Source organism: Bosea sp. 124 (assembly GCF_003046175.1).
In the GTDB taxonomy this organism is placed as follows: domain Bacteria; phylum Pseudomonadota; class Alphaproteobacteria; order Rhizobiales; family Beijerinckiaceae; genus Allobosea.
Genome location: NZ_PZZM01000001.1, coordinates 762,975 through 788,354 on the forward strand (window position 1 = coordinate 762,975; position 25,380 = coordinate 788,354).

Genomic DNA, 25,380 nt, shown 5'->3' on the forward strand with positions numbered 1-25,380 from the left:
AAACACGAAACATTTACCTCTGGCACCCTAAATCGTCCAAGCGGCGGAGAATGCGAGCACGGTCAGTGCGCCTTCTCGACGGCCGCGAGGGCAGGATCGGATGGCGGGCACGCTCAAGCGAATGTGGAACGCCAGAACACGTGGTCCGGGCGAGGGTTTCGACCTGCCCAGCTACGTGCTGCTGGTCAATTCGCTGTTTTCGTCACCCGCCTCGATCATCCCGGGCGGGGTGGCCGGCATCCTGACGCCGTTTCTGTGCTGGGTCTCCACGGGCCTCGACCTGTTCCTGGATCTCACGGTGCTGGTCGCGATCGTCGTCGTCCTGCGGCTGCTGACCTTCATCTCCTATCACCGGAGCGACCGCTCGAAGGATGGCTACGAAGAGACGCGGCGCTGGGACCGGGATTACTTCCTGGGAGCAACGGCATTCAGCGCGGTGCTGGGCTATAGCTGCTATGCGGCGCTGACCCATACGGACGATCCCGCGGCCCATATCACCTCGGTCGCCTCGACGATCGCGATCGCCTCCGGCTACGTCTCGCGCAATGCGGGCCGGCCGAAATTCGTCGCGGTGCAGTTGCTGACCTTCTGCGTGCCGATGGCGATCGGCCTGATCCAGGCCCACAATGTCTATTACCAGTACATCGGCTATTTCGCGTTTCTCTATGTGGCGGCGAACATCGCCATCACGAACTCGCTGCATCGCAATCTTCTCGCGCTGAGCGACGCGACCAAGCAGTCGAAGGCTCTGGCTTCTGCCCTGCATTCGCAAAACCTCACGCTCGACGCCGCGCTCAACACCATGATCCACGGGCTGGCGATGTTCGACCGCGACCTCAAGCTCGCGGTCAGCAACGCGCCGCACCGAGCGCTCTATGGGCTGCCGGAGACCCTCGCCCTGCCCGGGACCCCGATCACCGCGATCGGCCGCTTTCTGGTGGAACGACAGGTCGTCGCCGCCGGTCAGCTCCGCGATCTGAGAGAGGCGCTGGCCGAGATCCAGAGCACGCAGCAGACCACGAGCCGCGAGATCCAGACTCGCGGCGGCCGGGTCCTCGTCGTGACCTTCGCCCCGGCCGCCGAGGGCGGCGTGCTGATGTCGACGGAGGATGCGACCGAGCGCAAGGCGACCGAGGCGCGCATCGAACAGATGGCGCGTTTCGACGAACTGACGGGGCTCGCCAACCGCTTCGAGTACAACCGCAACATCGCGGATTCCTTCGGCCGGATGGAGCGCACCGGCGAAGCCTTCGCCCTGCTCTATGTCGATCTCGACGGCTTCAAGCAGGTCAACGACAATCTCGGCCACGACATTGGCGACCGCGTTCTGACGGAGACCGGCAACCGTCTGCGGGCCGCCATCCGCGGCAGCGATCTGCTGGCCCGCTTCGGCGGCGACGAGTTCCTGCTGATCCTGCCGGGGGCGAACCACGCCATCGTCACCGTCATCGCGCAACGCATGATCGACGCGATGTCCAAGGCCTTCATTCTTGACAACAAGACGGTCTACGTCACCGCCAGCATCGGCATCGCGATGGCGCCCTCCGACGGCGCGACGCCGGCCGACCTGCTGCGCCATGCCGATACGGCGCTCTACAAGGCCAAAGCCGCGGGCCGCAACACGCTGATGTTCTTCAACCCGGCCATGGCCGAGGAGATGCTCGAGCGGCACGAGATCGAGGTCGATCTGCGCAAGGCCTGCGAGAGCGGCTCGCTGGAGCTCTACTACCAGCCGATCATCGACCTGCGGACCGGCGAAACCGTCTCGCGCGAGGCGCTGATGCGCTGGCGCCACCCGACACGCGGCATGGTGCCCGCGGGCCTGTTCATCCCGGTCGCGGAACAGTCCGGCCTGATCGCCGCCATCGGCGACTGGGCGATCCGGCAGGCCTGCAAGGACGCAGCCGCCTGGGAAGAGCATGTCGGCGTCTCGGTCAACGTCTCGCCGCTGCAGTTCCGCGAGCCCCGCCGCATCGTCGAGACGGTGAAGGACGCGCTGATCGCCTCCAATCTCGGCTCCCGCCGGCTCACGCTGGAAGTGACGGAATCGCTGCTGATCGAGGACAACAAGACGACGCTCGGCGTGATCGACGAATTGCGGACGCTGGGCGTCACCTTCGCGCTCGACGATTTCGGCACCGGCTATTCCTCGCTGGCCTATCTCTCGACCTATCCCTTCGCGCAGGTGAAGATCGACCAGAGCTTCACCCGGACCGTGCATTCCAGCGAAGCCTCGAAGGCGATCATCGAGGCGGTCTGCCAGCTCGCCCGCCGCCTTTCGATGAATGTCGTCGTCGAAGGCATCGAGACGGAACAGCAGCGCATCGCCGTGCAGCTTCTCGGCGCGCAGCGCGCGCAGGGCTACCTCTTCGGCAGGCCGGAGCCGCTGACGAACTCCCAGCCGCGCAAAGACCGCAACGTCGCCTGAGCCCGCGCGGCAAGCGGCATGCGGGGCTCTCCGCAGCGGAAACATCCGGCCGGCCGGGCGCTTCCAATCCATGATAGGGCTGATGCGGTCTTGATTCCGCTGATCCGGCAACGCATCAGCAGCATTGGAATTCGTCACGGACCGGCGGGGCGGGAGGAGCAGCGTGAGCCCGAATACGGCATCGACCCCGAAACCCGCAGCACTGACGCCGGATCTCTGCGTGATCGGCGCGGGAGCGGCCGGGCTTGCATTGGCGACGGCGGCAGCCGCCTTCGGAGTCTCGGTCGTCATCGTCGAGCGCGAAAGGATGGGCGGTCCGGCCGGCGGCTCCGCGGTATTGGCGCTGGCCGCCGCCGGCGCCCGGGCCCAGGCTGTTCGGGAGGCCCATCGCCTCGGCATCGCCGCCAGCGAGCCCGAGGTGAACTACGCCCGGGTCCACGATCATATCCAGCGCGTCCTGTCTGCGGCTGCGCCCAATGTCTCGGCCGAGCGCATGACGGCCCTGGGCGCGACTGTGTTGCGGGGCGAGGCCCGTTTCGTCAGCCGCAGCACCGTCGCGGTCGGCGACCAGGCGGTGAAGGCCCGCCGCTTCGTCATCGCCACCGGAGCCGAGAGCGTCGCCCCGGCCATCCCGGGGCTGGAAGAGATCTCCTGCCTCACCGATGAGAGCCTGCTGACGCTGACGCGGCGGCCCGACCGCCTCGTCGTGCTGGGCGGCGGTGCGACCGGCGTTGCCGTGTCACAGGCGATGCGGCGGCTCGGAAGCGAGGTCACGCTCGTCGAATCCGCGAGCCTGCTCGGCCGTGACGATCCGGAGGCGGTCGCGCTCCTGCGGCGGGCGCTGCTGCGCGACGGCGTCGTCCTGCATGAAGGGGCGCAAGTGCTGCGGGCGCAGTCCGTCCGGGGCGGCGTGCGGCTCGTCCTCGCCGGAGGCGAGGACAGCTCCGAGCAGATCGTCGAAGGCACGCATCTGCTGGTCGCCACCGGCCGGAGGCCCGCCATCGAGAGGCTCGACCTCGAGCTCGCCGGAATCGCGAGTGATGCGGATGGAATCCGCGTCGACCGGGGCCTGCGCAGCACGAACCGGCGCGTCTATGCCATCGGCGACTGTGCCGGCGGCGCGGCCGGCAGGCATGGTGGCGGGCAGGTTGCCGAAGAACATGCCAGGCTCGTGCTGCGCAACGCCCTGTTCCGGCAGCCCGGCCGATTCGACGCCGGGCTCGTGCCCGGCGTCACGCAGACCCAGCCGGAGCTCGCCAGCGTCGGCCTGTCGGAGGACGAGGCGCGCGCCAAGGCGGGCGCCATCCGCGTGCTGCGCTGGCCTTATGCCGAGAGCGCGCGCGCCCAGGCCGAGCGCGAGACCGAAGGCTTCGTCAAGCTCGTGACGGACGCCAGGGGACGCCTGCTCGGCGTCACCATCGTCGGCGCACGGGCTGGCGAGCTGATCGCGACATGGGCGCTGGCGCTGAAGACCGGCATGAGTGCGGCGGACATGGCCGAGCTCGTGATGCCCTATCCTGCCCTGTCCGAGATTTCGAAGCGGGCGGCGACCTCGTTCCTCGCGCCTCTGGCCGCCAGGCCCGGCCTGCGCCGCCTCATCGGCTTTCTGCGCCGTTTCGGGTAGGATCGGCGTCGATGCAGCCTCACGACCCCGACAGGGACCAGCTCTCGATCAGCCTGCCGCGTGGCCTGACCCGGCTTGGCCTCTCGGCCAAGCTGCTCGTCCTGACGGTTCTGTTCGTGATGCTGGCGGAAGTGCTGATCTATCTGCCTTCGGTCGCCAATTTCCGGCGCAACTGGCTGAACGACCGGCTGGCGGCGGCGCAGATCGCCGTGCTCGTGCTCGAGGGCGCACCGCAGGACGGCCTGCCAGAGGGCAGCGAGAACCGCCTGCTGATGGGCGTCGGCGCCCGCGCCATCGCGGCGCGTGTCGGTGGGGCGCGCCGCCTCCTCAGCCTCGATTCGATGCCGCCCGCCGCCGTCGCCCGGACGGTCGACCTGCGCAACCTCGGCTGGGTCGCAGCCATCGGCGAGGCCCTCGAGACCTTGGTGATGCCGCCCGCCCAGATGCCGATCCGGGTCATCGGCGAGGCCGTCGGCGGGGCGGATTTCGTCGAGCTCGTCATCGACGAGGCGCCGCTGCGGCGCGCCATGCTGAAATTCTCGACCAATCTGCTGCTACTCTCGCTGCTGATCTCCGGGCTGACAGCGGTCGCGGTCTATGTCGCGCTCAACTGGATGATCGTCGGGCCGATCCGCCAGCTCGCCGCCAACGTCATGGAATTCGAGGTCGACCCGGAAAACCCGCATCGGATCATCGAGCCGACGCAGCGGGCCGACGAGATCGGCGAGGCCCAGCGCGCGCTCGGCCGGATGCAGATGACGCTCGCCGGCGAATTGCGGACCAAGAAACATCTCGCCGAACTCGGCCTCGCAGTCAGCAAGATCAACCACGACCTGCGCAACATGCTGGCGGCGGCGCAATTGATGTCGGACAGGCTCGTCGAGACGCGCGATGCCAAGATCAAGCGCTTCGCGCCGCGGCTGATCGCGACGCTCGGCCGCGCCATCGATTTCTGCCAGGCGACGCTGGCCTACGGCCGGGCGGCCGAGGCGACGCCCGTCCTGAGGGATGTGGCGCTGCGCCAGCTCGTCGCCGAACAGGCCGACATGCTCGGCCTGTCGGAGACGGCGCAGTTGAGCTTCAGCAACGAGATCCCGGCCGACCTGATCGCCCCTGCGGACCCGGATCAGATGGCGCGTGTGCTGCTCAATCTGATGCGGAACTCGGTGCAGGCCCTGACCCAGGCCGGGGCGGAGGACGGTGGACGGCCGACGCTCACGGTCAAGGCCGAGGGGGACAACGGCTCGGTCATCCTTCGCGTCGCCGATAACGGCCCCGGCGTGCCCGAGCGGGCGCGGGCGAACCTGTTCCAGGCCTTTCGCGGCTCGGTCACTCCCGGCGGCACCGGGCTCGGCCTTGCCGTAGCGGCGGAGCTGGTCCGGCTGCATGGCGGAACGATCGCGCTCGAACCGTCGGAGACCGGCGCGGTGTTCAAGGTGACGCTGCCGAGACGACGGCAGACTGCGGCCTGAGACAGAGCCGAATCCGAGAGCAGGACCTGCCCTACTGGCTCGCCCAGATCACACGAGCCATGAAGGCGATCTCGGAGAGACCCAGAACCCGGTCGCCATGGTCGGGATTGAGCGAAGCGAGTTCGACCGTCTTCGCCGTCTGGCGTTTGAGCTGCTTGGCCAGCACCTCGCCCTCGACGGTTTTGACCACGACGCGGTCGCCACGCCGGACGGTCGCCGTCGGCGAGACGATGATGGTGTCGCCGTCGCGGTAGAGCGGCAGCATCGAATCGCCCGAAATCTCAAGCGCATAAACCTTCTCGTCAGCGACTCCGGGAAAGGCGACCTCGTCCCAGCCGGTGCCGACCGGGAAGCCGCCGTCGTCGAAGAACCCGCCCGATCCCGCCTGGGCGAAGCCGATCAACGGGATGGTGCGGGCCGGCGCCGCGCTACGCTGCATCACCACGCTCATGAATTCGTCGAGCGAGGCGCCCGTAGCCGCGAGGATCTTCGCGATCGATTCGGTCGAGGGCCAGCGCTCGCGTCCGTCCGGCCCGATGCGCTTGGAGCGGTTGAAGGTGGTGGCGTCGAGCCCCGCCTTGCGCGCCAGCCCCGAGGCGGTGAAGCCATAGCGCCGGGCGAGCACATCGATCGCGCTCCAGATCTGGTCGTGGGACAGCACCGCGGAGACCTCGCAGGGATGTTGCCGGTTGGCGGGGGCAAAAATAGGAAATATCCCCTATATCATAAGATTTCAATCTGATTTCCGCTGCGCTGGGGATAAAAATCGTCCAAGGCTCCTGACAGCCACCAGATCACGCAGCACCCGGGCGGAAACGTCCGAATGCGGAAAAGCGCGCTTCACGCCTCCCAAGATCTGCAGCATCGCTCACGCGAAAACCCGTTCCCACTTTTTCGCGCAATGCTCTATGCCGTCCGCAGTCCCCGTCCGGCGAGGTTTTGCGTGCCGCTCATCTACAAGATCTGCCCCGAGCCCCTGTGGCGCGAAGCCGAGGCCGCCGGGCGCTTTGCCGGCGCCGCGATCGATCTCGCCGACGGCTACATCCACTTCTCCACTGGGGGGCAGTTGCGCGAAACCGCGGCGAAGCATTTCTCCGGCCAGCGCGGACTGCTGCTGATCGCGGTCGACGACGCCGGGCTCGGGTCGGCCCTGCGCTACGAGCCGTCGCGAGGCGGCGCGCTCTTTCCGCATCTCTATGCTGCGCTCGAACCGAAGTCCGTGCGCTGGGTGGCGCCCCTCGCCGAGGGCCATGACGGGCAGCACATCGTTCCGGAGGACATCGCGTGATCGGCTCCCTGTTCAACCTCGCCCGGCCGCTGATCCACCGGATGGATGCCGAGACCGCGCATCGGCTGACGGTGGCGGCGCTGGCGGCCGCTCCGCCGCTCCGGCCGGCTCCGGACGACCCGGTTCTCGCGACGGAGGCCTTCGGGCTCAGCTTCAGCAATCCGGTCGGTCTCGCAGCCGGTTTCGACAAGCATGCGGAAGCCATCGACGGCGCGCTCGGTCTCGGCTTCGGCTTCGTCGAGGTCGGCGGCGTCACGCCCCTGCCCCAGCCCGGCAATCCACGCCCCCGCGTGTTCCGGCTGACCGAGGACGCGGCGGTGATCAACCGCTACGGCCTCAACAGCGAGGGCATGGAGGCCGTGGCGCAGCGGCTTGCGGCCCGGCGCTCGCGCGGCGGGATCGTCGGCGTCAATCTCGGCGCCAACAAGGATTCCATCGACCGCGCCGCAGACTATGCCGTGCTGGCGCGACGGCTCGCGCCCTTCGCCGACTTCCTGACGATCAACGTCTCTTCGCCGAATACGCCGGGCCTGCGCGACCTGCAGGCCGAATCGGCGCTCGACGACCTGATCGCGCGGGCCCTGGAGGCGCGCGACGAGGCTGCGGCCGGCGGGCGCGCCACCCCCATGCTGCTCAAGATCGCTCCCGACCTGACGTTGCCCGAACTCGACGGCATGGTCGCGGTCGCGCGCCGGCGCGGCATCGACGGCATGATCGTGTCGAACACGACCGTCGCGCGGCCAGAGAGCCTGCGCAGCGCGGCGAAGACCGAGACGGGCGGGCTGTCGGGCAAGCCGCTCTTCGGCGCCTCGACCAGAATCCTCGCCGAGACGTTCCTGCGCGTCGAGCGCCAGTTCCCGCTGATCGGCGTCGGCGGCATCGATTCAGCCGCGACCGCCTTCGCCAAGATCCGGGCCGGTGCCGATCTCGTGCAGTTCTATTCGGCGATGGTCTTCCAGGGACCGGGGCTGGTGAAGACGGTCAAGGCCGGGCTCGCGGCCGAGGCGCGCAGGGCCGGGCTTCCGAAGCTCAGCGCGCTGGTGGGGCGCGATGCCCAGGCGATCGCACGCGGGGAGCGGCTATAGCTCAGCGCCGGGACGCGAAGAGCCGCGACAGCAGCCAGATCGGCACGACGAGCAGCGCGCCGGCAATGACCCATTGGCCGACCTCGCGCACCGCGCCGAAGCCGAGATCGCCGAGCGAGCGCACGAACCGCGCCGCCGTCTCGTAGAGCGCGCGCGGCGACAGGCCGAGAAAGGCCATGGCCGCGCCGACCAGCAGCGAGATGAAGAGCAGGCGCACAAGAACGCTGAGCAGCGGACCGCCGAGAAAGCGTTCGATATTGCCGTTGGCCATAACAGATTTTATCCCCAATACGCATCCAACACAGCACCATGCGGTTGAACCGGAGCTGAATGCCGCCGCCTCACCAAGCCCGTGCTCACCCAATCCGTGCTCACCAAGCCTGCCGCTGCTACAGCGTGGCGGAGGCTCCGGTCGTGGCCCAGGCCGTGCCGGCGATCTTGGCGGCGGCGATCACGGCCTGCGTGCGGCTGTCGACGTCGAGCTTGGTCAGGATGGCCGAGACATGGGCCTTGACCGTCGCCTCCGAGACGCCGAGCTCATAGGCGATCTGCTTGTTCAGCAGCCCCTCCGACAACATCATCAGCACGCGCACCTGCTGCGGCGTCAGCGTCGAGAGATTGCGGACCATGGTCGCGGTTTCGGCATCGACCGGAGCGTTGAGATCGACACCGGGCGGGGTCCAGACGCCGCCTTCGAGCACGGCACGGATCGCCTCGCCCATCTGCTCGACATCGGCGGTCTTGGGCAGGAAGCCAAGCGCCCCGAACTCGATACAGCGGCGGATGACCGCGGGGTCGTCATTGGCCGAGACGACGATCACCGGCACCTCGGGATGATCGGCGCGCAGGAAGAGCAGGCCCGAGAAACCCTGCACACCGGGCATGGTCAGATCGAGCAAAACGAGATCGGCGTCGCCGCCGCTGTCGAGCGCCTCGGTCAGCGCCTCGAGCGAGCCTACCTCGCTGACGTCGGCACCCTCGATCGCCGTTGAGACGGCCTGCCGCAAGGCGCCGCGGAAGAGCGGGTGATCGTCCGCGATCACGATCCGCGTCGAAGGCTGCCGTTTCATTGGAACCAATCCCCATGGGCGCACAGGTATTGTGCCCCAGTTAGCGCTCAAACCTCAACCCTCGGAGCAGCAGGCGGAACGCCGCCGGCGCGCACCGCGCAAGGCCATTGCTGCAATGCGGCAAGAAACGCAAGACGAACGCCCGGTCGTACGTCTTAAGTTCACATTCTTTCTACGATCGCCTTGGCTTAACCTGTCGCCGGGCAGCGGACTCAAACGGGCGCAACCTCTGCAAGACCCGAAAGCCGCACAAAGGTCCGGCAACGATAAAATTCACGCTGAGGGAGCGAAATCATGAATTCATCTCCAGATGACGAACATTGGCGTAAAACCAGTCGCCTCATGATCATCATGATGTCGCTATGGTTCTTCTTCGGCTATGTCATCCATGCCTTTGTCACGCCGCTCAACAGCATCAAGATCTTCGGTTTCCCGTTGGGTTTTTATATGGCGGCGCAGGGCTCCCTGATCGTCTTCGTTGCGATGCTGTTCTGGTTCGCCAAGGCCCAGGACAAGATCGATACCGAAGCCGGCTTCGCCGAAGACGAATGAACCCGGGGGCAACTGATCATGGCAACGCAAGCGCAATCGGGCGGCGGTGATTTCACCTCCAACCTCGGCCGGATCTACGGCATCTACACCGGCGGCTTTGCCGCCTTCATCATTCTTGTCGCCATTCTGGAACGGGTCGGCGTCCCGAACCAGATCCTCGGCTACATGTTCGTCGGCTTCACCATCCTGGTCTATGCCTTCATCGGCATCGTCTCCCGCACCGTTCAGGTGTCGGAGTATTATGTCGCGGGCCGCAAGGTTCCCGCCTTCTACAACGGCATGGCGACGGGCGCGGACTGGATGTCCGGCGCATCCTTCGTCGGCATGGCCGGCTCGCTCTTCCTGCTCGGCTATGACGGCCTCGCCTTCGTGCTCGGCTGGACCGGCGGCTATGTTCTGGTGGCGGTGCTCGTCGCACCGTTCCTGCGCAAGTTCGGCGCCTATACCGTGCCGGACTTCCTGGCCGCGCGCTATGGCGGCAACGCCGCCCGCATGCTCGGCGTCATCGTGCTGCTGGCCTGCTCCTTCACCTATGTGGTGGCGCAGATCTTCGCGACGGGCCTGATCGCCCAGCGCTTCCTCGGCATGGACTTCGTCGTCGCGGTCTATGTCGGCCTGCTCGGCATTCTGGTCTGCTCCATGCTCGGCGGCATGCGCGCCGTCACCTGGACGCAGGTGGCCCAGTACATCGTGCTGATCGTGGCCTATCTGATCCCGGTCGTGATCCTCTCGGCGCAGAAGTTCGGCCTGCCCATCCCGCAGCTGACCTATGGTGCGGCGCTGGAGCAGATCGCCCAGCTCGAGCAGAGCTTCATCCAGAACGGGCTCGCGCCCGCGACGCAGAAGCTGCACACGGCCGCCTTCACCTCCTACAGCCCGGCGAACTACTTCGCCCTGATCCTGTGCCTGATGGTCGGCACAGCCTCGCTGCCGCACGTCCTGATGCGCTACTTCACCACCCCTTCGGTGCGTGACGCGCGCATGTCGGTCGCCTGGTCGCTGCTCTTCATCTTCCTGCTCTACTTCACCGCCCCGGCCTATGCCGCGTTCTCGAAGCTCGAGGTCTACTCGACCCTGATCGGCAAGAACGTCGCGGACATGCCGGCCTGGGTGTTCACCTATGGCAAGCTCGGGCTGGTCACGATCTGCGGCAAGGCAGCCGACAGCGTCGCGACCATCACCGCCGCCTGCCAGGGCCTCGCCGGGAACACCGGCGTGCTGCGCCTGCAGGATTTCGGCATCAACACCGACGTGGTCGTGCTCTCCACGCCGGAAATCGCGGGCATGCCCTATGTCATCGCCGGCCTCGTCGCCGCCGGTGGCCTCGCGGCCGCGCTCTCGACGGCCGACGGCCTGCTGCTCGCCATCGCCAACGCGCTCTCGCACGACATCTACTACAAGATGATCGATCCGAAGGCGCCGGCGGCGCGCCGCCTCATCATCTCGCGCATCCTGCTCGTGGTGGTGGCGCTCGCGGCGGCTTGGACAGCGTCCAAGCGCCCGGCCGACATCCTGGCGATGGTGTCCTGGGCGTTCTCGCTGGCGGCCGCGGGTCTCTTCCCGGCGCTGGTGCTCGGCATCTGGGACAAGCGGACCAACAAGGCGGGCGCGGTCGCGGGCATCATCGCCGGCTTCGGCGTCTGCCTGTTCTACCTCGTCGTGACCCGCTATTTCCCGGGCTTCGGCGTGGCCTATGCCGGCATGACGTCGCTGCTCAACCCCGTCACCAATGCGCCTCTGGTCAACCTCCAGACGGCAATGGCGGCGCCGGGCGCGATGGAGGGCTGGGTCGCGGGCACGCATGCGCTCGCGTCCAAGGTCGGCTGGCTCAACATCAACAACATCTCCTCGGCGATCTTCGGCCTGCCGGTCGGGTTCGTGGTGATGATGGTGGTGTCACGCATGACCACCGCGCCCTCGCAGGAACTGCAGGACTTCGTCGATGCCTGCCGGCGCCCGCGCGGCGGCACGATCATGGAAGAGAAGACCGCCTGATCGCGGCCTGACCTTACGACAAGCGAAGGGGCGGGACCTTGCGTCCCGCCCCTTCGTCTCTCAACCATCCCGCACACTGCCCCGGCATCACAGCCATCATCCGCCTTGGAGTATTCGCGCGTGGCTCAGGAAGCCGGGTTCTGGCTGTTTCACATCCCCAACATCATGCTCGCGGCGGCGATCTACACGCTGCTGGGGCGCTACATTCTCTCACTGATGTTCCCCGCCGACAGCGACAAGGTCGTCTGGCGGGTCTTCAAGCAGATCACCGACCCAATCCTGAACGCGGTCCGCATGGTGACACCGGCGATCGTGCCGCCGCCGCTGCTGAACCTGTTCGCGATCATCTGGCTCCTGCTTCTGCGTGTCGCCTTCTACTTCCTGATCCGCTCGCTCGGCCTGCTGCCCATCGTGCCCGGAGCCTCATCATGACGGACGACCGCGAAACCCTGCTTCGCCAGGACGGGCTGCTGATCGGCATCGCGGGAGCCTCGCTGCTCTCGGGCATGCATTTCTCGCCCTTCTTCGATCCGGCCTTCATCATCGTGAAGTTCCTGATCGCGCCGACCTTCTTCATCTCCTCGCCGATCCTGCTGTTTTATTTCACCTCGCTGCTGGTCTCGATCTCTTGCCTGATCATCGCCGGTGCGGGGGCGGCGATCTTCGAGCGCATCACCGGCCGCACCAGGAGCGACCCGGTCTCGCTCGGCGTCTGGCTGGCCGGGCTTCTGCTGCTGGCCATCCCCGTCTTTTTCGGGATGGCCGGCTGAGCCGCCTGCCGTGCGGGCCCAGGCGCTCACGAGACGGTGATTTCGGCGTTGCCGCGATGTCGGACAGTGTGGTGAGCGTGCCGAGCCCCACCGTCATGATGATCGATCCTTCTCGCGATCTTGGGCGCCGCCTGCGCCTCCTGGCCGAAATCTCGACCGCGCGAGGGTGCGGCTTCGCGGGGCTGGCCACGCTCTGCCTGATGATCGGGCTTTCGGCCAACCTGGCCGCGACACTGAAGGCTGGAGGCTACAGCGCATTGCTGGTGACGAGCGTGCTGCTGATGATGGCGCAGCGCGCACCGGGCAAGCCCTTCCGCCACACGGAGGTCTGGCTGATGCTGGACGAGGCGGAGCGACCGCCCGAGCCAATGGCGCAGCGCCTGCTGGCCGGCGTCAGACGGGCGGTGTTCCTGCGCTTTGCCGCCTATCACGCCGTCGCCGCCGCATTGCTGCTGACAGGCGGGTTCATCGCCGGCCTGCCGGGACGCATCTGAGGCAGCCTATCAGACGCCTGCCGGGAGCAACGCTTCCAGCGCCTCGATGCGGTCGGCCTCGCGCGACGGCTTGTCCCAGCGGATGCGGCTGATGCGGGGGAAGCGCATGGCGAGCCCGGATTTATGCCGCGTCGAGCGCTGCAACCCCTCGAAGGCGACCTCGAAGACAAGGCCGCTCTCGATGTCGTGCCTCACCTCGCGCACCGGCCCGAAGCGGTTTTGCGTATGCTTGCGGACATAGCGGTCGAGTTCGAGCAACTCTTCGTCGGTGAAGCCGAAATAGGCTTTCCCCACGGGGACGAGTTCGTCCGCGCCGCCCTCCCCGACCCGCCAGACGCCGAAGGTGAAGTCGGAATAGAAGGAGGAGCGCTTGCCGTGGCCGCGCTGGGCATACATCAGCACGCAGTCGACGAGCCGGGCCTCGCGTTTCCATTTCCACCAGTGCCCCTTGGGGCGGCCCGGCAGATAGGGCGATTCCAGCCGCTTGATCATGCAGCCCTCGACCGCCTCCGCATCCGCTCCGGCGCCGGCCGCGGCAGGGTCGGCCCGGGCGACGGCCAGTTCCTCCCAGGTCGAGAAGGCGATGGGCGGCGAGAGATCGACGATCGGGCTTCCCAGCCTCGCGACGAAAGCCTCCAGACGCTGGCGGCGCCCCGACAGCGGCATCTCGCGCAGATCCTCGCCGCCATCGACGAGCAGATCGTAGGCGCGGATATGGGCTGGGTACTCGACCAGCATCTTCGCGGTGACGCTCTTGCGGTTGAGCCGCTGCTGCAGCGTATTGAAGCTCTGCACCGCCTCCTCGCGACGCACGAGCAGTTCGCCATCGAGCGCTCCATCCAGCGTCAGCGCCTCGACGACATCGGGAAAGGCGGCGGCGATGTCCTCGCCGGTGCGCGAGAACAGCCGCGTGACGCGCGAGCCGTCCGGCCGCGTGCCGCTGACCGCCTGAACGCGGATGCCGTCCCATTTCCACTCCGCCTGGAATTCGGCCGGGCTCATCTTTTCGAAATCGCCGTCCTCGACCGGATGCGAAAGCATGACCGGCCGGAACGGGGCGGGATCGGTCGCTTCCGGCCGGGCTCCGCGTCCTTCGAGCCAGGCGAAGAGCTCCCGATAGGGCGGCTCGAGCCCATGCCAGACCTGCTCGACATCGTCGGGCACGACGCCGCCCAGGCTGGCGGCGGCCGTCTTGGCGAGGCGCGCCGAGACGCCGATGCGCAGCGAGCCGGTGATGAGCTTGAGCAACGCCCAGCGGCCGGTCTCGTCGAGCGCATCAAGCCAGGAGGCGACGAGGCGCGGCAGATCAGTCTTGCCGGCGTTGCGCAGGCCGGAGACCACATCGGGCAGATGCGGAACGTCGTTGGCGCCATGTTTCGCCGGCCACATCAGCGCGACCGTCTCCGAGAGATCGCCGACATAGTCGTAGGAGAGCGCAAACAGCACCGGGTCGGTGCGCTCGGCGATCAGCGCCCGGATCAGACCGGCCTTGGCGTTCGGGAAGACGAGGCCGCCCGTCATCGCCGCCAGCGCCAGGCCGCGATCGGGATCGGGCGTGGTGCGGAGATAGTCGGCGATCAGCGCCAGCTTCGCATTGCGGCGTGGCTCATAGGCCAGGCGGTCGAGCAGCCAGGCGAAGCGGTTCATGGCTGCCCTCGCCGGTCGTTACGGTCCGAAATCACCTGAATCGCCCTGCTGCGCCGCATCATTCAGTTTCCGTTCATGAACGGATTGCCAGACAGGATCATCAGACCGGAGATAGACTGCCGATGCGCGCCGCGATGCGGATCCTGGCCTTGAATCTCATCGTGGCGGCGACACTGGCGGGAGCGGCTCAGGCCGGCCCCTTCATCTGCCGCGAGACGCCCATCGTTCAGGCCACCGAGCGACTTGCCGCGCTCGCCCCGCGGGTCGTGGCCGGCGGCAAGCTCGACATTCTCGCGATCGGCTCCTCCTCGACCGAGGGCGTCGGCGCCTCGACCCGCGACAGGAGCTATCCGGCGCGTCTGCAGAACCTGCTGGCGACCGCCTGGCCACGCGTTCAGGTCAATATCGCCAATGCCGGCATCGGCGGCGAAATCGCGCCGCAGACGCTGGCCCGGCTGAAGCAGGCGCTGAGCGAGCGGCGCTATGACCTGGTGATCTGGCAGGTCGGAACCAATGACGCCGTCAACGGCGGCGATCTGGCGGCCTTCAAGGCGATGGTCGCGGACGGCATCGCCATGGTGCGCCAGGCCGGGCCGAGCCTCGCTTTGCTCGATCCGCAATTCTTTCCGGGCATTCGCGAGCCGGCGCGCTACCGAACCTATGTCGATGCGATCGGCGAAGTCGCGAAGGGGCAGAGCGTGCCCGTCTTCACGCGCTACGACACGATGCGCGAATGGCACGAAGCCGATGCACAGGCCTTCACCGCCGCGCTCGCCGCCGACAGCTTCCATATGAGCGATGCCGGCTATGACTGCCTCGCCCGCGACATGGCCGCCGGTCTGCTCTCGCTGACCGCAGCGGGGCGCCCCGTCATGGCGCAGAGCAAGTAACACGTTCTCAGCCGGCAGCACGCACTCAGACCACAGCCGCATCGGTACCCTCCGCCGCCAGCTCCGCCTCGCCTTCGTCACCGTAGCCGACGAGATGCAGCGGCTTGGCCTTGAGCCCGACCGTGCCGCACCAGTGGACGAGCGCCTCGGCCTCGCCATGAGTGACCCAGATCTCGCCCGCCCCGGTCTCGCGGATGGTGGCCTGGAGATCGCCCCAATCGGCATGGTCGGAGACGATCAGCGGCAGTTCCACGCCCTTCTGCCGGGCGCGGGCGCGGATGCGCATCCAGCCCGAGGCGAAGCTCGTCACCGGATCGGGGAATTTCCGCGCCCAGAGGTCCTGGATCGCGCTGGGGGGGCAGATCACGATCTCTCCTCCCAGTGCCTTCCGCTCGGCGGCGACGACCTTGCGGATCTCACCGAGCACCGCGCCTTCCGACTGATAGAATTCCGTCAGCTTCTCCATCGCGCCATGGATGTAGAGCGGGCGCTCGTAACCGGCCTCGCGGATCAGGGCCATCACCCGCTGCGCCTTGCCGAGCGAATAGGCGCCGACGAGATGCGTCCGCTCCGGAAAGACGCGGACCGATTCGAGCAGCTTGCCGACCTCGGCATGGGCCGGCGGGTGCCGGAAGACGGGCAGGCCGAAGGTCGCCTCGGTGATGAAGATGTCGCAACGCACCGGCTCGAAACCGGCGCAGGTCGGGTCGCGCTCGCGCTTGTAGTCACCGGAGACGACGATGCGTAAGCCCCCCGCCTCGACCACGATCTGGGCCGAGCCGAGCACATGCCCCGCCGGGACGAAGGTGAAATCGACCGTGCCGATCCGCGTCGTCTCGCCCGGCACAGCCTCCTGCCGGTCAGTCGTGAAGCCTTCGCCATAGCGCAGCGCCATGATGGCCAGCGTCTCGCGCGTCGCCAGCACGGCGCCGTGGCCGGCGCGGGCGTGGTCGGAATGGCCATGGGTGATCAGTGCCCGCGCCACGGGCCGGACCGGATCGATATGGATGTCGGCCGGCGGGCACCAGAGGCCGGCCGGCGTCGGGATCAGCAGTTCGGACGGACGCATCGTCCTAGCCGGGCGCTGTCTGGCCAGTGTCATCCTCCTCAGATAGACCCGCAGGCATGATCGAAAAGGGCTCCACCGCGCATTCCGCCAGCTCCGGCGATCCGACGCTCGACCGGCGCTATGCCTGGGCGGAAGCGGCGCTGAAGGATGGCGATGCTGCGGCTTGCGTTGAGATCCTCGACCAGACGCTGGCGCAAGCCTATCACTTCACCGCCGCCTGGCATCTTTACGGGCTGGCGCAGGAAGCGCTCGGCCACAAGGAAGAGGCTGCGACCGCCTGGCGGCAATGCCTGACGCTGGACCCGAACGATCATTTCGGCGCCCGGCTCGACCTCGCCCGCATCGGCGCGATGGCGGCAGAGGACGCCACCTCCGAGAACTTCTCCGGCACGCTGTTCGATGCCTATGCCGAACGCTTCGACAGCCATCTGACACAGGCCCTGCATTACACCGCTCCCGCCCTGCTGAAGGCCGCGATGGCCCGCCTCTGCGACAACGCGGGCCGGCCCTTCCGGTTCGACACCGTGCTCGATCTCGGCTGCGGCACCGGGCTGATGGGCGAAGCGGTCCGCACTGAGGCCGGCTTCCTCGCCGGCTGCGACCTCTCGCCCCGCATGATCGAACGGGCGCGGGCGAAGACACGTGCCGATGGAGAGCCGCTCTACGACAAGCTGGCGGTGGCAGGCCTGACCGCCTTCCTGACCAGCCGGCCGGATGTCTGTGCCGATCTCGTCGTCGCCGCCGACGTCTTCGTCTATCTCGGCGAACTCGCACCCGCCTTCGCCCAGTGCGCGCGGGTGCTGAAGCGCGGCGGCCTCTTCGCCTTCACGGTGCAGAGCCATGACGGCGAAGGCGTCGTCGTGGGGGTGGATCGGCGGTTCGCGCATGCGGAGGGCTGGTTGCGGCGGAGGCTGAAGGAGGCAGGGTTGACACCCATAGCCATCGACCCCGCCAGCACGCGGCAGGATCGCGACGTGCCGGTGCCGGGACTGCTGGTGGTGGCGCAGAAGGGCTGACCGTCGCGTCTTGGGCGGTTCGAATTATGATCTCCGCCCGGCTGGCGCGCTCGTCCAGGTTTCCTGCGTATCTCGATCGGGCCAAGACGAGCCGACAGGTAGCAATGATATCCAGGTCTCGGCGAGTTTGCCGCCTTCGATACGGTAGCATTGCAGGCCCGCTTGCGTCTTCGCCTCGCCCGTTTCCGGATCCGTCCACGTGAACTCAAATCGATACCATGCGCTCTTGCCCTGGAACGCGTGGTCGTAGACTGCAACGCGAAGGCCCGGCCGCCCTGCCTGCACCTTCGCCAGTTCCGTGGCATAGGATTCCGGGGTGACCGTCCGGTCGCCAAGGTGATCGTGTCGGACATATGCGGGCGCAACGCAGCTCGAAATCAGGTCAAATTCGCCGCCATGCCAGACCCGCTCCCATCGATCGAACAGGTCTCGCGTCACGTCCTCATCGGTCATCGTGCGTGCCTTCTTTGGCCAAGCGGCTTCTATCGGGGGTAGCTCAGCGTAAGAAGGACCACGCGCCGTTTGCAAGGCGCCAGGCGATGTCGCAATCCGAGGCGGGCCATTTTTCCGGCCGATTTAGTGCCGGCCCGCGCCCCGATGGCGATAAGGACTCACGGCCCGCCATTCCCCCGCCTGCCCCAACTCCCTATCTTGGGCGCAACATGTCTACCCTCCCCGCCCTCCCGCCTGCTTTCGACGCCTGGTTTTCCAGCCGCGGCTGGAGCGCGCGGCCGCATCAGCTTGCCCTGCTGGAAGAAGCGCGAGCCGGGCGCTCGACGCTGCTGGTGGCACCGACCGGCGCCGGCAAGACGCTCGCCGGCTTCCTGCCCTCGCTGGTCGAACTCTCCGAGCGTGGTGGCAAGCGCGAAGGCCTGCACACGCTCTACATCTCGCCGCTGAAGGCGCTCGCCGTCGACATCGCCCGCAATCTGGAGGCGCCGATCCGCGAGATGGGGCTGCCCGTCACCGTCGAGACCCGCACCGGCGACACCTCCGCCGCCAAGCGCACGCGCCAGATCGCCAGGCCCCCCGACATCCTGTTGACGACGCCGGAGCAGCTGGCGCTGCTGGTCTCTCATCGCGATGCCGCGCCATTTTTTTCGTCGCTGCGCCGGATCGTGCTCGACGAATTGCACGCGCTGGTTACCTCGAAGCGCGGCGATCTGCTCTCGCTCGATCTTGCAAGGCTACGCACGCTCGCACCGCAGGTCAGCGCGGTCGGCCTGTCCGCGACCGTGCGCGAACCCGCTGATTTGCAACGCTTCCTCGGCGGCAGCGACACGCCGGCCGGGCTCGTCACCGTCACCGGCGGCGCGCCGGCGCGCATCGGCATCCTGCAGACGCAAACCCGGCTGCCGCTGGCGGGCCACACGACGGCCCACGCGATGGGCGCGGTCTATGACGCCATCCGCGCCCACAAGCTGACGCTGGTCTTCGTCAACACGCGCATGCAGGCGGAATTCGCCTTCCAGGCGTTGTGGACCATCAATGACGATAATCTGCCGATCGCGCTGCATCACGGCTCGCTCGATGCCGGCCAGCGCCGCAAGGTCGAGGCGGCGATGGCGGATGGCCGGCTCAAGGCCGTGGTCTGCACCGCGACGCTCGATCTCGGTATCGACTGGGGCGATGTCGATCTCGTCGTCAACATCGGCGCACCCAAGGGCGCCAGCCGCCTGATGCAGCGCATCGGCCGCTCGAACCACCGCATGGACGAGCCCTCGCAGGCGCTGCTGGTGCCCTCCAACCGTTTCGAGCTGCTGGAATGCCGCGCGGCGCTCGATGCGGTCGCGGAAGCCGCGCAGGACACGGCGGACGCCCGCCTCGGAGCGCTCGACGTGCTCGCCCAGCATGTCCTCGGCGTCGCCTGTTCGGACGGGTTCGATCAGGACGCGCTCTATACGGAGGTCCGCACTGCCTCGCCCTATGCCGGTCTTGCTCGCGAGGATTTCGATGCGGTGGTGAACTTCATCGCCACCGGCGGCTATGCGCTGCGCTCCTACGAGCGCTTCGCCAAGCTCCGGCAGGACAAGATTGGACACTGGCGCGCCAGCAACGCCCAGGTGATCCAGCAATACCGCATGAATGTCGGCACAATCGTCGAATCGACCATGCTCAAGGTCCGGCTCGGCCGGGCGCGAACGGCCAAGCCCGGCCAGCCTTCGACGATCACACGCGGCGGGCGGGTGCTCGGCGAGGTCGAGGAGTATTTCGCCGAGACGATGACGCCGGGTGACACCTTCATCTTCGCAGGCGAGGTGCTGCGCTTCGAGGGCATCACCGAGAACGAGGCGGTCTGCTCGCGGGCCGCGCCCGGCACCGATCCGAAGATTCCCTCCTATGCCGGCGGCAAGTTCCCGCTCTCGACCTTCCTCGCCGCCCGTGTCCGCGCCATGCTGGCAAATCCGAAGGAATGGTCCAGCCTGCCCGACGAGGTTTCCTCCTGGCTTCACGCGCAACGCCTGAAATCGCGCTTGCCGAAGCCGGGCGAATTGCTGGTCGAGACCTTCCCGCGCGGCGGGCGCTTCTATCTCGTCGCCTATCCCTTCGAGGGCCGCCTCGCCCACCAGACGCTCGGCATGCTGCTGACGCGGCGGCTGGAGCGGGCCCGGATGCGGCCGCTCGGCTTCGTCTGCAACGATTACGGCATCGCCTGCTGGGGGCTGGGCGACATGAGCGCGGCGGTCGCGCGCGGCGCCCTCAGCCTGGACGATCTCTTCGCGCAGGACATGCTCGGCGACGATCTCGAGGAATGGCTGGCGGAATCGGCCCTGATGAAGCGCACCTTCCGGCAATGCGCCGTCATCGCCGGGCTGATCGAGCGGCGCTTTCCCGGCCAAGAGAAGAACGGGCGGCAGGTCACGATCTCGACCGACCTCGTCTACGATGTGCTGCGCCGGCACGAACCGGACCATGTGCTGCTCAAGGCCGCACGCGCGGACGCCGCAACCGGCTTGCTCGACATCCAGCGCCTGGGCCAGATGCTGACACGAATCAGCGGCAGAATCGTGCATCAGCCGCTCGACCATGTCTCGCCGCTCAGCGTCTCGGTGATGCTCGAGATCGGCCGCGAGGCGGTTTTCGGCGAGGCGGCGGACGAGATCCTGGCGGAGGCGGAAGCGATGCTGATCGAGGAGGCGATGGCGTGAACGCAGCGGCGGCAACCGGCAGGACGGCCCTCCCCGCCTTCATGCTGGGGCGGCTTGCGATCGTGCCCGATCTCTCCGGCGCGCTCTGGCTGCCCGAGGAGCGCACGCTCGTGGTCGCAGACCTGCATCTGGAGAAGGGCTCGGCCTATGCCGCGCGTGGCGTCTTCCTGCCGCCCTATGATTCCACCGCGACGCTGGCTTCGCTGACGGCGGCGATCCTGCGCCATGCGCCGGCCCGGGTGATCGCGCTCGGCGACAGCTTCCATGATCGCGGGGCGGAAACGCGGATCAGCGAGACCGACCTCGCCACATTGCGGGGACTGCAGGCAGGCCGCGACTGGCTCTGGCTGACAGGCAATCACGACCCGCAGATCAGCCGCGCGATGGGGGGCGACACGGCCGAAACGGTCAGCCTCGCCGGCGTCAGCCTGCGGCACGAGCCGGATGCGCGCGAGGCCGGCTTCGAGATCGCTGGCCATCTTCACCCGGCGGCCAAGGTCAGGATGCGGGGCCGTGCCCTGCGGCGGCGCTGCTTTGCCCTGTCGCCGCGGCGCTGCGTGATGCCGGCGATGGGCGCCTATGCGGGCGGGCTGAACCTCTGCGACGATGCCTTCCGGCCCTTGCTGGGCGCTAGCTTCAGCGCCCATCTGCTCGGCGATGCCAGGCTGTTCCGGATCGACCCGCGCCTGCTGCTGCCGGACTGAGCCCGCCGAAACGCCGCCTCCGCCCACGACGACGGTAATGGGCGCAAGCGCAATGAGCGCTCGCAGCGAGCGGCCTCCGGATGACGAAATCCACCGCCTTCGCGAGATCGCTGTGGCGGCGATGACGAGATGGGTTGCGTCTGCGAGGGGCTTGTGGCATCAGGACGCCGCTTCGGAACGACGCCCGCGCTGACCCTCGCCCTTGGCGACCGCCAGACGCCATGGCCGACGATCCTGCTGCGGTAGCTCAGTGGTAGAGCACTCCATTGGTAATGGAGAGGTCGAGAGTTCAATCCTCTCTCGCAGCACCAGCCTTTTCCCTCGACATCACTCAAGCCCGTGACACTGCGGGCTTTTGCCCGTGATGCTTCCGCCCACGGAACACGACGCATCGTCTGGCGCCGCATCTGTGCATGGATTTGCAGCGCCGACACGGATGGCGTGTCGCAGGGCTGACGGACGCTCCGGGTGCAGGCGCAGCTCTCGCGCATCGTGCCACTGCGCCCCTCGCCGCCTGCCTGGAGCAAGGCGACGGAGGCATCGAATCCACCCCTTAAGGCGTCTATAGCGCCGGCGTGCAGCGCGGGAGCGCCTCAGTACTTGATCACGCCGAAGCGCCGGAAGGCGTCGTGGATGCGGTCCGCATAGGCGTTGAAGCTCGGGTAATCGCCGAGATGGGCCGGGCGGGGGCGCGGCAGTTCGATGGTGATCTCGTCGACGACGCGGCCCGGCGTCGGCGACATCACCAGCACGCGGTCCGAGAGGCCGATCGCCTCCTCGATCGAATGGGTGATGAAGACAACGGTCTTGCCGGTCTCGAGCCAGAGCATTTCGAGGTCGTGCCGGATCTGCGTGCGGGTGATCGCGTCGAGCGCCCCGAAGGGCTCGTCCATCATCAGCACGGAGGGGTCGTGGATCAGCGCGCGCGCGATCGAGACGCGCTGGCGCATGCCGCCCGAAAGCTGCTTCGGGTAGCGGTCGCGGGCATGGCTGATGCCGAGCTTGGCGAAGAGTTCCAGCGCGCGCTCCCGGGCCGGCGCGAGCGGAAGGCCGCGAATCTCGGCCTGCAGCATCACGTTCTCCAGCGCCGTCCTGAATTCGAGCAGGAGATGGTCCTGGAAGACGATGCCGATATCGGTCAGCGGCGAGGTCAGGGCCTTGCCGTCGACCAGGAGTTCGCCGGCGGTGACCGGGATGAGCCCGGCCGCCATCAGCATGAAGGTGCTCTTGCCGCAGCCCGACGGGCCGATCAGGCTGACGAACTCGCCGCTCCTGATGTCGAGATCGAGACCGTCGACGGCGGTGAAGCCGCCGAAGCTCTTGACGATGCCGCGCCCGGTGATGGACGCGGCCCCGGTGTCCGTGCTGACGGCGCTGGCTGTCACGTCGTCCTCACGAGCAGGACGCGGCCGATGCCGGCAGCAACTCGGTGCTGTAATAGTCGGTGACCGGCTTGTCCTTGGGCAGGCCGAGATACTGGGTCAGAAGGTCGAAGCTGACAGCCCAGTTCTTCTCCGGCACCTTGCCGAGCGAGACCGCACCGGGCGCGCAGAGCAGCTTGTTGACGACGTCGAACTGGGCCAGCACCTGCGCCTTCTTCACCGCCGGGAACTGCGCCACGACGGCATCCGCTGCCGCATCGGGATTCTTCCGCGCCGCGTCCCAGCCCTGCAGGCTTGCCTCGACGAATTTCCGGAACAGCTCGGCGTCGGCCTTGATGCGGTCGTCGCGGGCGATGATCGAGAGGCCGACCGTCGGCACGCCGACATCGCGGTAGAAGATGTCGGTGACCTTGAAGCCGCGCTCGCGGATCTGGATCGAGTGGAAATCGGCGCCGCCGAGAATCGCATCGACTTTCTTTTCCAGGAGCGCGCCGACGAAGGCGGCGGGGTCGATGGCGATGACGTCGACCTTGCTCTTGTCGATCTGGTTGCTGGCCAGGATGGCTTCAAGCAGGATCGTCTGGGCCGTTCCGGGTTGCACCGCGACCTTCTTGCCGACCAGGTCCTTCGGCGAGGCGATGCCGCTCTCGCTGAGCGAGATGATGGCGAAGCCGTTGGTCTGCAGGATAGGGGCTACGATCTTCACCGGAGCCCCCTTGCTGCGCAGCTGCATGGCGGCGGGCGCGTCGGCGAAGCCGACATCGGCCTGCCCGGTCGCGACCATCTGGGCGGTGGTACCGGAGCCCTTGCCTTCCTCGATCGTCAGGGCGATCCCGGCCTTCTCGTAGAGCCCCATCTGCTTGGCCATCATGAAGCCGGCATTGGGGGCGGCGGCGAGGAAATTCAGGGTGATCTTCATGGGCTTGCCGGCGCCCTGCGCGAAGGCCGTGCTGGCGCTCAGCGCGAGCACGGCGGCGGCGGTGATCAATCTGCGTCTGTTCATGGTCTCGATCCTCCCAGATGTCCCGGTTGAGCCCGGGTTGACGATTTATGAGATGGTCTCAGGCCTTGCGCTGCCAGGGCATCAGCAGGACCTCGAGCCCGTCGACGAGGTAGCTAAACAGGATGCCGACGACGCTGAGCGCGACCAGGCAGGCGAAGATCAGGGGCATGTCGAGAAAGCTCGTGCCGCGCAGCAAGAGGTAGCCGAGGCCGGAATTGGCGCCGACGAACTCGCCGACGATGGCGCCGGTGGCGGCGAAGACCGCCGAGACCTTGAGGCCGGAAAAGATGTAGGTCAGCGCCGCCGGTACGCGGATATAGCGGAAGGTCTGCCATGCGCTCGCGCCCATCGAGCGGGTCAGATAGAGCACGCGTTCGTCCAGCGCCCGGAAGCCGGTCATGCTGGCGACCAGCGTCGGGAAGAAGCAGAGCAGGAAGGTCAGCAGCACCTTCGGGAACAGGCCGAAGCCGAACCAGACCACGAAGAGCGGCGCAATCGCGATCTTGGGCACGAGCTGGAAGAAGACGATCACCGGATAGACCGCCTTCTCCAGCAGCCGGACAGAGACGATGACATAGCCGAGCGGGATCGAGATCACCGCCGCCATCAGGAAGCCGAGCACGATCTCGTTGCCGGTCACCAGCGTGTGCTGGAAGATCAGGGCTCGGTCGGTCCAGAGCCGTTCGAAGAAGGCGCTCGGCACGGGCAGGATGTATTCCGGCACGCCGGCCAGCGGCACGCACCACTCCCAGGCGAGCAGCAGCACGGCGAAACTCGCCAGCGGCCAGGCGATGGCCGAGGCCCAGGCGGCCACCCGGCTTGGGCCTGCCTCGGGCCGGGTGGCCGGGCGCGTCGTCGGGGCAGATGCGGCGTCATCGGTCATGCGGACGTTCCCGACTGGAGTTCGGGCTGCGGCTGGCTGCCACTGGCAGACCTCGCCGGCGACTGCATCTGCCGCCGCCGCAGCGGCCAGATCGCGGCCATCTCCTGCGCCGCGTCCCGCAAGGCCTGCGCGATCGGGCCACGCCGGTCCTCGCTCATGCGCGGCATCGGGCCGGCGACGCTGAGCGTGCCGGCGATGGCGGCGTCGGGCGCAGGTCCAGCGCGGAAAGCGATCGCCATGGCGACGGTGCCGATCTCGCCCTCCTCAACGGCGAGCGCGACGCCGCGCCGCCGCGTTTCGGCGAGATGGGCGCGCAGCGCATCGACATCCGACAAAGCGTTCGGGCCGGTGCGGTCGCCGGCCTGGAAACCGCGGGCGCAGACGATGCGCAGGGCATCGACCTCCGGCAGCGAGGCGAGCCAGGCTTTCCCCGTCGCCGTCGCGTGCAGGACGATCTCGGCGCCCATCGGCGGGTCGTAGCGCAAACCAGCGGTGGCGCCCTGTGCCCGGGCGATCCACACCAGGTTCTCGTCCTCGACCACGGCGAGCCGGCAGTATTCGCGGGTCTTCCGGGCGAGCGCGTCGAGCACGATCTGCCCGGCATCGGGCAGGCCGCGCAGATCGAGATCGCGGAAGGCGAGCTGGGCGAGCTTCAGGGTGAGGCCATAGGCGCCGGTCGCGGCATCCTGACTGACGAAGCCGCGCTCGACCAGGGTCGCGAGCAGGCGGTGGGTCGCGCTGAACGGCAGGTCGAGGCGGGCGGAGAGCAGGCTGAGGTCGACCCCGCCGGGCTCGCCCGACAGCGCCTCCAGCACCTTCAGTGCCCGCTCCACAGCCGCGATCGTCACCTGTCCATCCC

The 25,380-nt window shown here is 67.6% G+C and carries 24 protein-coding genes and 1 tRNA gene; 15 read left to right on the plus strand and 10 right to left on the minus strand.

What is annotated here, in order from left to right; translation table 11 throughout:
• Window positions 1-100 precede the first annotated feature (100 nt).
• From C8D03_RS03580 to C8D03_RS03590, 3 genes are all read left to right on the plus strand, one after another.
• Window positions 101-2,428: a putative bifunctional diguanylate cyclase/phosphodiesterase gene (locus tag C8D03_RS03580; protein WP_108045042.1), complete on the plus strand. Its 2,328-nt coding sequence runs from the start codon at window positions 101-103 to the stop codon at window positions 2,426-2,428.
• Window positions 2,429-2,591: 163 nt separating this feature from the next.
• On the plus strand, window positions 2,592-4,052 hold the full coding sequence (locus C8D03_RS03585; RefSeq protein WP_248308334.1) for a dihydrolipoyl dehydrogenase family protein: 1,461 nt from the start codon (window positions 2,592-2,594) through the stop codon (window positions 4,050-4,052).
• An 11-nt stretch (window positions 4,053-4,063) separates the two neighbouring features.
• On the plus strand, window positions 4,064-5,524 hold the full coding sequence (locus C8D03_RS03590) for a sensor histidine kinase (RefSeq protein ID WP_108045043.1): 1,461 nt from the start codon (window positions 4,064-4,066) through the stop codon (window positions 5,522-5,524).
• Window positions 5,525-5,555: 31 nt separating this feature from the next.
• On the opposite strand, the gene C8D03_RS03595 is transcribed toward C8D03_RS03590, so the two are convergent.
• The gene (locus C8D03_RS03595; protein ID WP_108045044.1) at window positions 5,556-6,185 is read right to left on the minus strand and encodes a S24 family peptidase; all 630 of its coding nucleotides are present in this window, start codon (window positions 6,183-6,185) and stop codon (window positions 5,556-5,558) included.
• Between the two features lie 240 nt (window positions 6,186-6,425).
• On the opposite strand from C8D03_RS03595, the gene C8D03_RS03600 reads away from it, so the two are divergent.
• Together C8D03_RS03600 and C8D03_RS03605 are read left to right on the plus strand one after the other, a co-directional pair.
• The gene (locus C8D03_RS03600) at window positions 6,426-6,812 is read left to right on the plus strand and encodes a DUF952 domain-containing protein (RefSeq protein WP_181300639.1); all 387 of its coding nucleotides are present in this window, start codon (window positions 6,426-6,428) and stop codon (window positions 6,810-6,812) included.
• Window positions 6,809-7,897: a quinone-dependent dihydroorotate dehydrogenase gene (locus C8D03_RS03605; RefSeq protein ID WP_108045045.1), complete on the plus strand. Its 1,089-nt coding sequence runs from the start codon at window positions 6,809-6,811 to the stop codon at window positions 7,895-7,897. The genes C8D03_RS03600 and C8D03_RS03605 overlap by 4 nt, the downstream gene beginning before the upstream one ends.
• A gap of 1 nt (window position 7,898) precedes the next feature.
• On the opposite strand, the gene C8D03_RS03610 is transcribed toward C8D03_RS03605, so the two are convergent.
• Window positions 7,899-8,168 (minus strand): DUF6460 domain-containing protein, encoded by a 270-nt coding sequence (locus C8D03_RS03610; RefSeq protein ID WP_108045046.1) that lies wholly within the window; start codon window positions 8,166-8,168, stop codon window positions 7,899-7,901.
• Between the two features lie 118 nt (window positions 8,169-8,286).
• Window positions 8,287-8,967 (minus strand): response regulator, encoded by a 681-nt coding sequence (locus C8D03_RS03615; RefSeq protein WP_108045047.1) that lies wholly within the window; start codon window positions 8,965-8,967, stop codon window positions 8,287-8,289.
• Between the two features lie 294 nt (window positions 8,968-9,261).
• Here C8D03_RS03615 and C8D03_RS03620 point away from each other — a divergent pair, with 294 nt between their 5' ends.
• From C8D03_RS03620 to C8D03_RS03640, 5 genes are all read left to right on the plus strand, one after another.
• Window positions 9,262-9,519: a DUF4212 domain-containing protein gene (locus C8D03_RS03620; RefSeq protein ID WP_108045048.1), complete on the plus strand. Its 258-nt coding sequence runs from the start codon at window positions 9,262-9,264 to the stop codon at window positions 9,517-9,519.
• An 18-nt stretch (window positions 9,520-9,537) separates the two neighbouring features.
• Complete coding sequence (locus C8D03_RS03625) at window positions 9,538-11,514, plus strand: sodium:solute symporter family protein (protein WP_108045049.1); 1,977 nt, start codon at window positions 9,538-9,540, stop codon at window positions 11,512-11,514.
• A 120-nt stretch (window positions 11,515-11,634) separates the two neighbouring features.
• Window positions 11,635-11,946, plus strand: coding sequence for a YggT family protein (locus C8D03_RS03630; RefSeq protein ID WP_146170067.1), 312 nt, complete (start codon window positions 11,635-11,637; stop codon window positions 11,944-11,946).
• The gene (locus C8D03_RS03635) at window positions 11,943-12,284 is read left to right on the plus strand and encodes a hypothetical protein (protein ID WP_108045051.1); all 342 of its coding nucleotides are present in this window, start codon (window positions 11,943-11,945) and stop codon (window positions 12,282-12,284) included. Before C8D03_RS03630 ends, C8D03_RS03635 begins: the two co-directional genes overlap by 4 nt.
• A 71-nt stretch (window positions 12,285-12,355) precedes the next feature.
• Window positions 12,356-12,778, plus strand: a complete 423-nt coding sequence (locus C8D03_RS03640) for a hypothetical protein (RefSeq protein WP_146170069.1) — start codon at window positions 12,356-12,358, stop codon at window positions 12,776-12,778.
• Between the two features lie 9 nt (window positions 12,779-12,787).
• On the opposite strand, the gene C8D03_RS03645 is transcribed toward C8D03_RS03640, so the two are convergent.
• A complete protein-coding gene (locus C8D03_RS03645) occupies window positions 12,788-14,425 on the minus strand; it encodes a cisplatin damage response ATP-dependent DNA ligase (protein ID WP_108045053.1) in 1,638 nt (545 codons plus the stop codon).
• 149 nt (window positions 14,426-14,574) lie between these two features.
• Here C8D03_RS03645 and C8D03_RS03650 point away from each other — a divergent pair, with 149 nt between their 5' ends.
• Window positions 14,575-15,315: an SGNH/GDSL hydrolase family protein gene (locus C8D03_RS03650; RefSeq protein ID WP_181300641.1), complete on the plus strand. Its 741-nt coding sequence runs from the start codon at window positions 14,575-14,577 to the stop codon at window positions 15,313-15,315.
• Between the two features lie 25 nt (window positions 15,316-15,340).
• Here C8D03_RS03650 and C8D03_RS03655 read toward each other — a convergent pair whose 3' ends face one another.
• The gene (locus C8D03_RS03655; RefSeq protein ID WP_108045055.1) at window positions 15,341-16,384 is read right to left on the minus strand and encodes a ligase-associated DNA damage response exonuclease; all 1,044 of its coding nucleotides are present in this window, start codon (window positions 16,382-16,384) and stop codon (window positions 15,341-15,343) included.
• Window positions 16,385-16,440: 56 nt separating this feature from the next.
• Between C8D03_RS03655 and C8D03_RS03660 the strand changes: the two genes are divergently transcribed.
• Entirely contained in the window at window positions 16,441-17,400 is a 960-nt protein-coding gene (locus C8D03_RS03660; protein WP_108045056.1) for a class I SAM-dependent DNA methyltransferase, read from the plus strand.
• Window positions 17,401-17,424: 24 nt separating this feature from the next.
• Here C8D03_RS03660 and C8D03_RS03665 read toward each other — a convergent pair whose 3' ends face one another.
• On the minus strand, window positions 17,425-17,853 hold the full coding sequence (locus tag C8D03_RS03665) for a nuclear transport factor 2 family protein (RefSeq protein WP_108045057.1): 429 nt from the start codon (window positions 17,851-17,853) through the stop codon (window positions 17,425-17,427).
• Between the two features lie 209 nt (window positions 17,854-18,062).
• Between C8D03_RS03665 and C8D03_RS03670 the strand changes: the two genes are divergently transcribed.
• The 3 genes from C8D03_RS03670 (at window position 18,063) to C8D03_RS03680 (ending at window position 21,564) form a co-directional block, all read left to right on the plus strand.
• Window positions 18,063-20,549, plus strand: a complete 2,487-nt coding sequence (locus tag C8D03_RS03670) for a ligase-associated DNA damage response DEXH box helicase (protein ID WP_108045058.1) — start codon at window positions 18,063-18,065, stop codon at window positions 20,547-20,549.
• Window positions 20,550-20,590: 41 nt separating this feature from the next.
• Window positions 20,591-21,253, plus strand: coding sequence for a ligase-associated DNA damage response endonuclease PdeM (gene pdeM / locus C8D03_RS03675; protein ID WP_108051169.1), 663 nt, complete (start codon window positions 20,591-20,593; stop codon window positions 21,251-21,253).
• 236 nt (window positions 21,254-21,489) lie between these two features.
• Window positions 21,490-21,564: transfer RNA gene (locus C8D03_RS03680), tRNA-Thr, on the plus strand.
• A gap of 282 nt (window positions 21,565-21,846) precedes the next feature.
• On the opposite strand, the gene C8D03_RS03685 is transcribed toward C8D03_RS03680, so the two are convergent.
• From C8D03_RS03685 to C8D03_RS03700, 4 genes are read right to left on the minus strand one after another with little or no spacing between them, the layout of a single operon-like run.
• Window positions 21,847-22,638 (minus strand): ABC transporter ATP-binding protein, encoded by a 792-nt coding sequence (locus C8D03_RS03685; protein ID WP_108045059.1) that lies wholly within the window; start codon window positions 22,636-22,638, stop codon window positions 21,847-21,849.
• A 7-nt stretch (window positions 22,639-22,645) separates the two neighbouring features.
• Window positions 22,646-23,638, minus strand: coding sequence for an ABC transporter substrate-binding protein (locus C8D03_RS03690; RefSeq protein ID WP_108045060.1), 993 nt, complete (start codon window positions 23,636-23,638; stop codon window positions 22,646-22,648).
• A 58-nt stretch (window positions 23,639-23,696) separates the two neighbouring features.
• A complete protein-coding gene (locus tag C8D03_RS03695) occupies window positions 23,697-24,521 on the minus strand; it encodes an ABC transporter permease (RefSeq protein ID WP_108045061.1) in 825 nt (274 codons plus the stop codon).
• Window positions 24,518-25,369, minus strand: coding sequence for an IclR family transcriptional regulator (locus tag C8D03_RS03700; protein ID WP_108045062.1), 852 nt, complete (start codon window positions 25,367-25,369; stop codon window positions 24,518-24,520). The genes C8D03_RS03695 and C8D03_RS03700 overlap by 4 nt, the downstream gene beginning before the upstream one ends.
• Window positions 25,370-25,380 lie beyond the last annotated feature (11 nt).

Bases quoted from the DNA above. Each gene is read 5' to 3' on its own strand.
- C8D03_RS03580 (WP_108045042.1), top strand. From the start codon at position 101: ATGGCGGGCACGCTCAAGCGAATGTGGAACGCCAGAACACGTGGTCCG.
- C8D03_RS03590 (WP_108045043.1), top strand. From the start codon at position 4,064: ATGCAGCCTCACGACCCCGACAGGGACCAGCTCTCGATCAGCCTGCCG.
- C8D03_RS03600 (WP_181300639.1), top strand. From the start codon at position 6,426: ATGCTCTATGCCGTCCGCAGTCCCCGTCCGGCGAGGTTTTGCGTGCCG.
- C8D03_RS03610 (WP_108045046.1), bottom strand. From the start codon at position 8,168: ATGGCCAACGGCAATATCGAACGCTTTCTCGGCGGTCCGCTGCTCAGC.
- C8D03_RS03615 (WP_108045047.1), bottom strand. From the start codon at position 8,967: ATGAAACGGCAGCCTTCGACGCGGATCGTGATCGCGGACGATCACCCG.
- C8D03_RS03620 (WP_108045048.1), top strand. From the start codon at position 9,262: ATGAATTCATCTCCAGATGACGAACATTGGCGTAAAACCAGTCGCCTC.
- C8D03_RS03625 (WP_108045049.1), top strand. From the start codon at position 9,538: ATGGCAACGCAAGCGCAATCGGGCGGCGGTGATTTCACCTCCAACCTC.
- C8D03_RS03635 (WP_108045051.1), top strand. From the start codon at position 11,943: ATGACGGACGACCGCGAAACCCTGCTTCGCCAGGACGGGCTGCTGATC.
- C8D03_RS03645 (WP_108045053.1), bottom strand. From the start codon at position 14,425: ATGAACCGCTTCGCCTGGCTGCTCGACCGCCTGGCCTATGAGCCACGC.
- C8D03_RS03655 (WP_108045055.1), bottom strand. From the start codon at position 16,384: ATGCGTCCGTCCGAACTGCTGATCCCGACGCCGGCCGGCCTCTGGTGC.
- C8D03_RS03660 (WP_108045056.1), top strand. From the start codon at position 16,441: ATGATCGAAAAGGGCTCCACCGCGCATTCCGCCAGCTCCGGCGATCCG.
- C8D03_RS03665 (WP_108045057.1), bottom strand. From the start codon at position 17,853: ATGACCGATGAGGACGTGACGCGAGACCTGTTCGATCGATGGGAGCGG.
- C8D03_RS03670 (WP_108045058.1), top strand. From the start codon at position 18,063: ATGTCTACCCTCCCCGCCCTCCCGCCTGCTTTCGACGCCTGGTTTTCC.
- pdeM (WP_108051169.1), top strand. From the start codon at position 20,591: ATGCTGGGGCGGCTTGCGATCGTGCCCGATCTCTCCGGCGCGCTCTGG.
- C8D03_RS03690 (WP_108045060.1), bottom strand. From the start codon at position 23,638: ATGAACAGACGCAGATTGATCACCGCCGCCGCCGTGCTCGCGCTGAGC.
- C8D03_RS03695 (WP_108045061.1), bottom strand. From the start codon at position 24,521: ATGACCGATGACGCCGCATCTGCCCCGACGACGCGCCCGGCCACCCGG.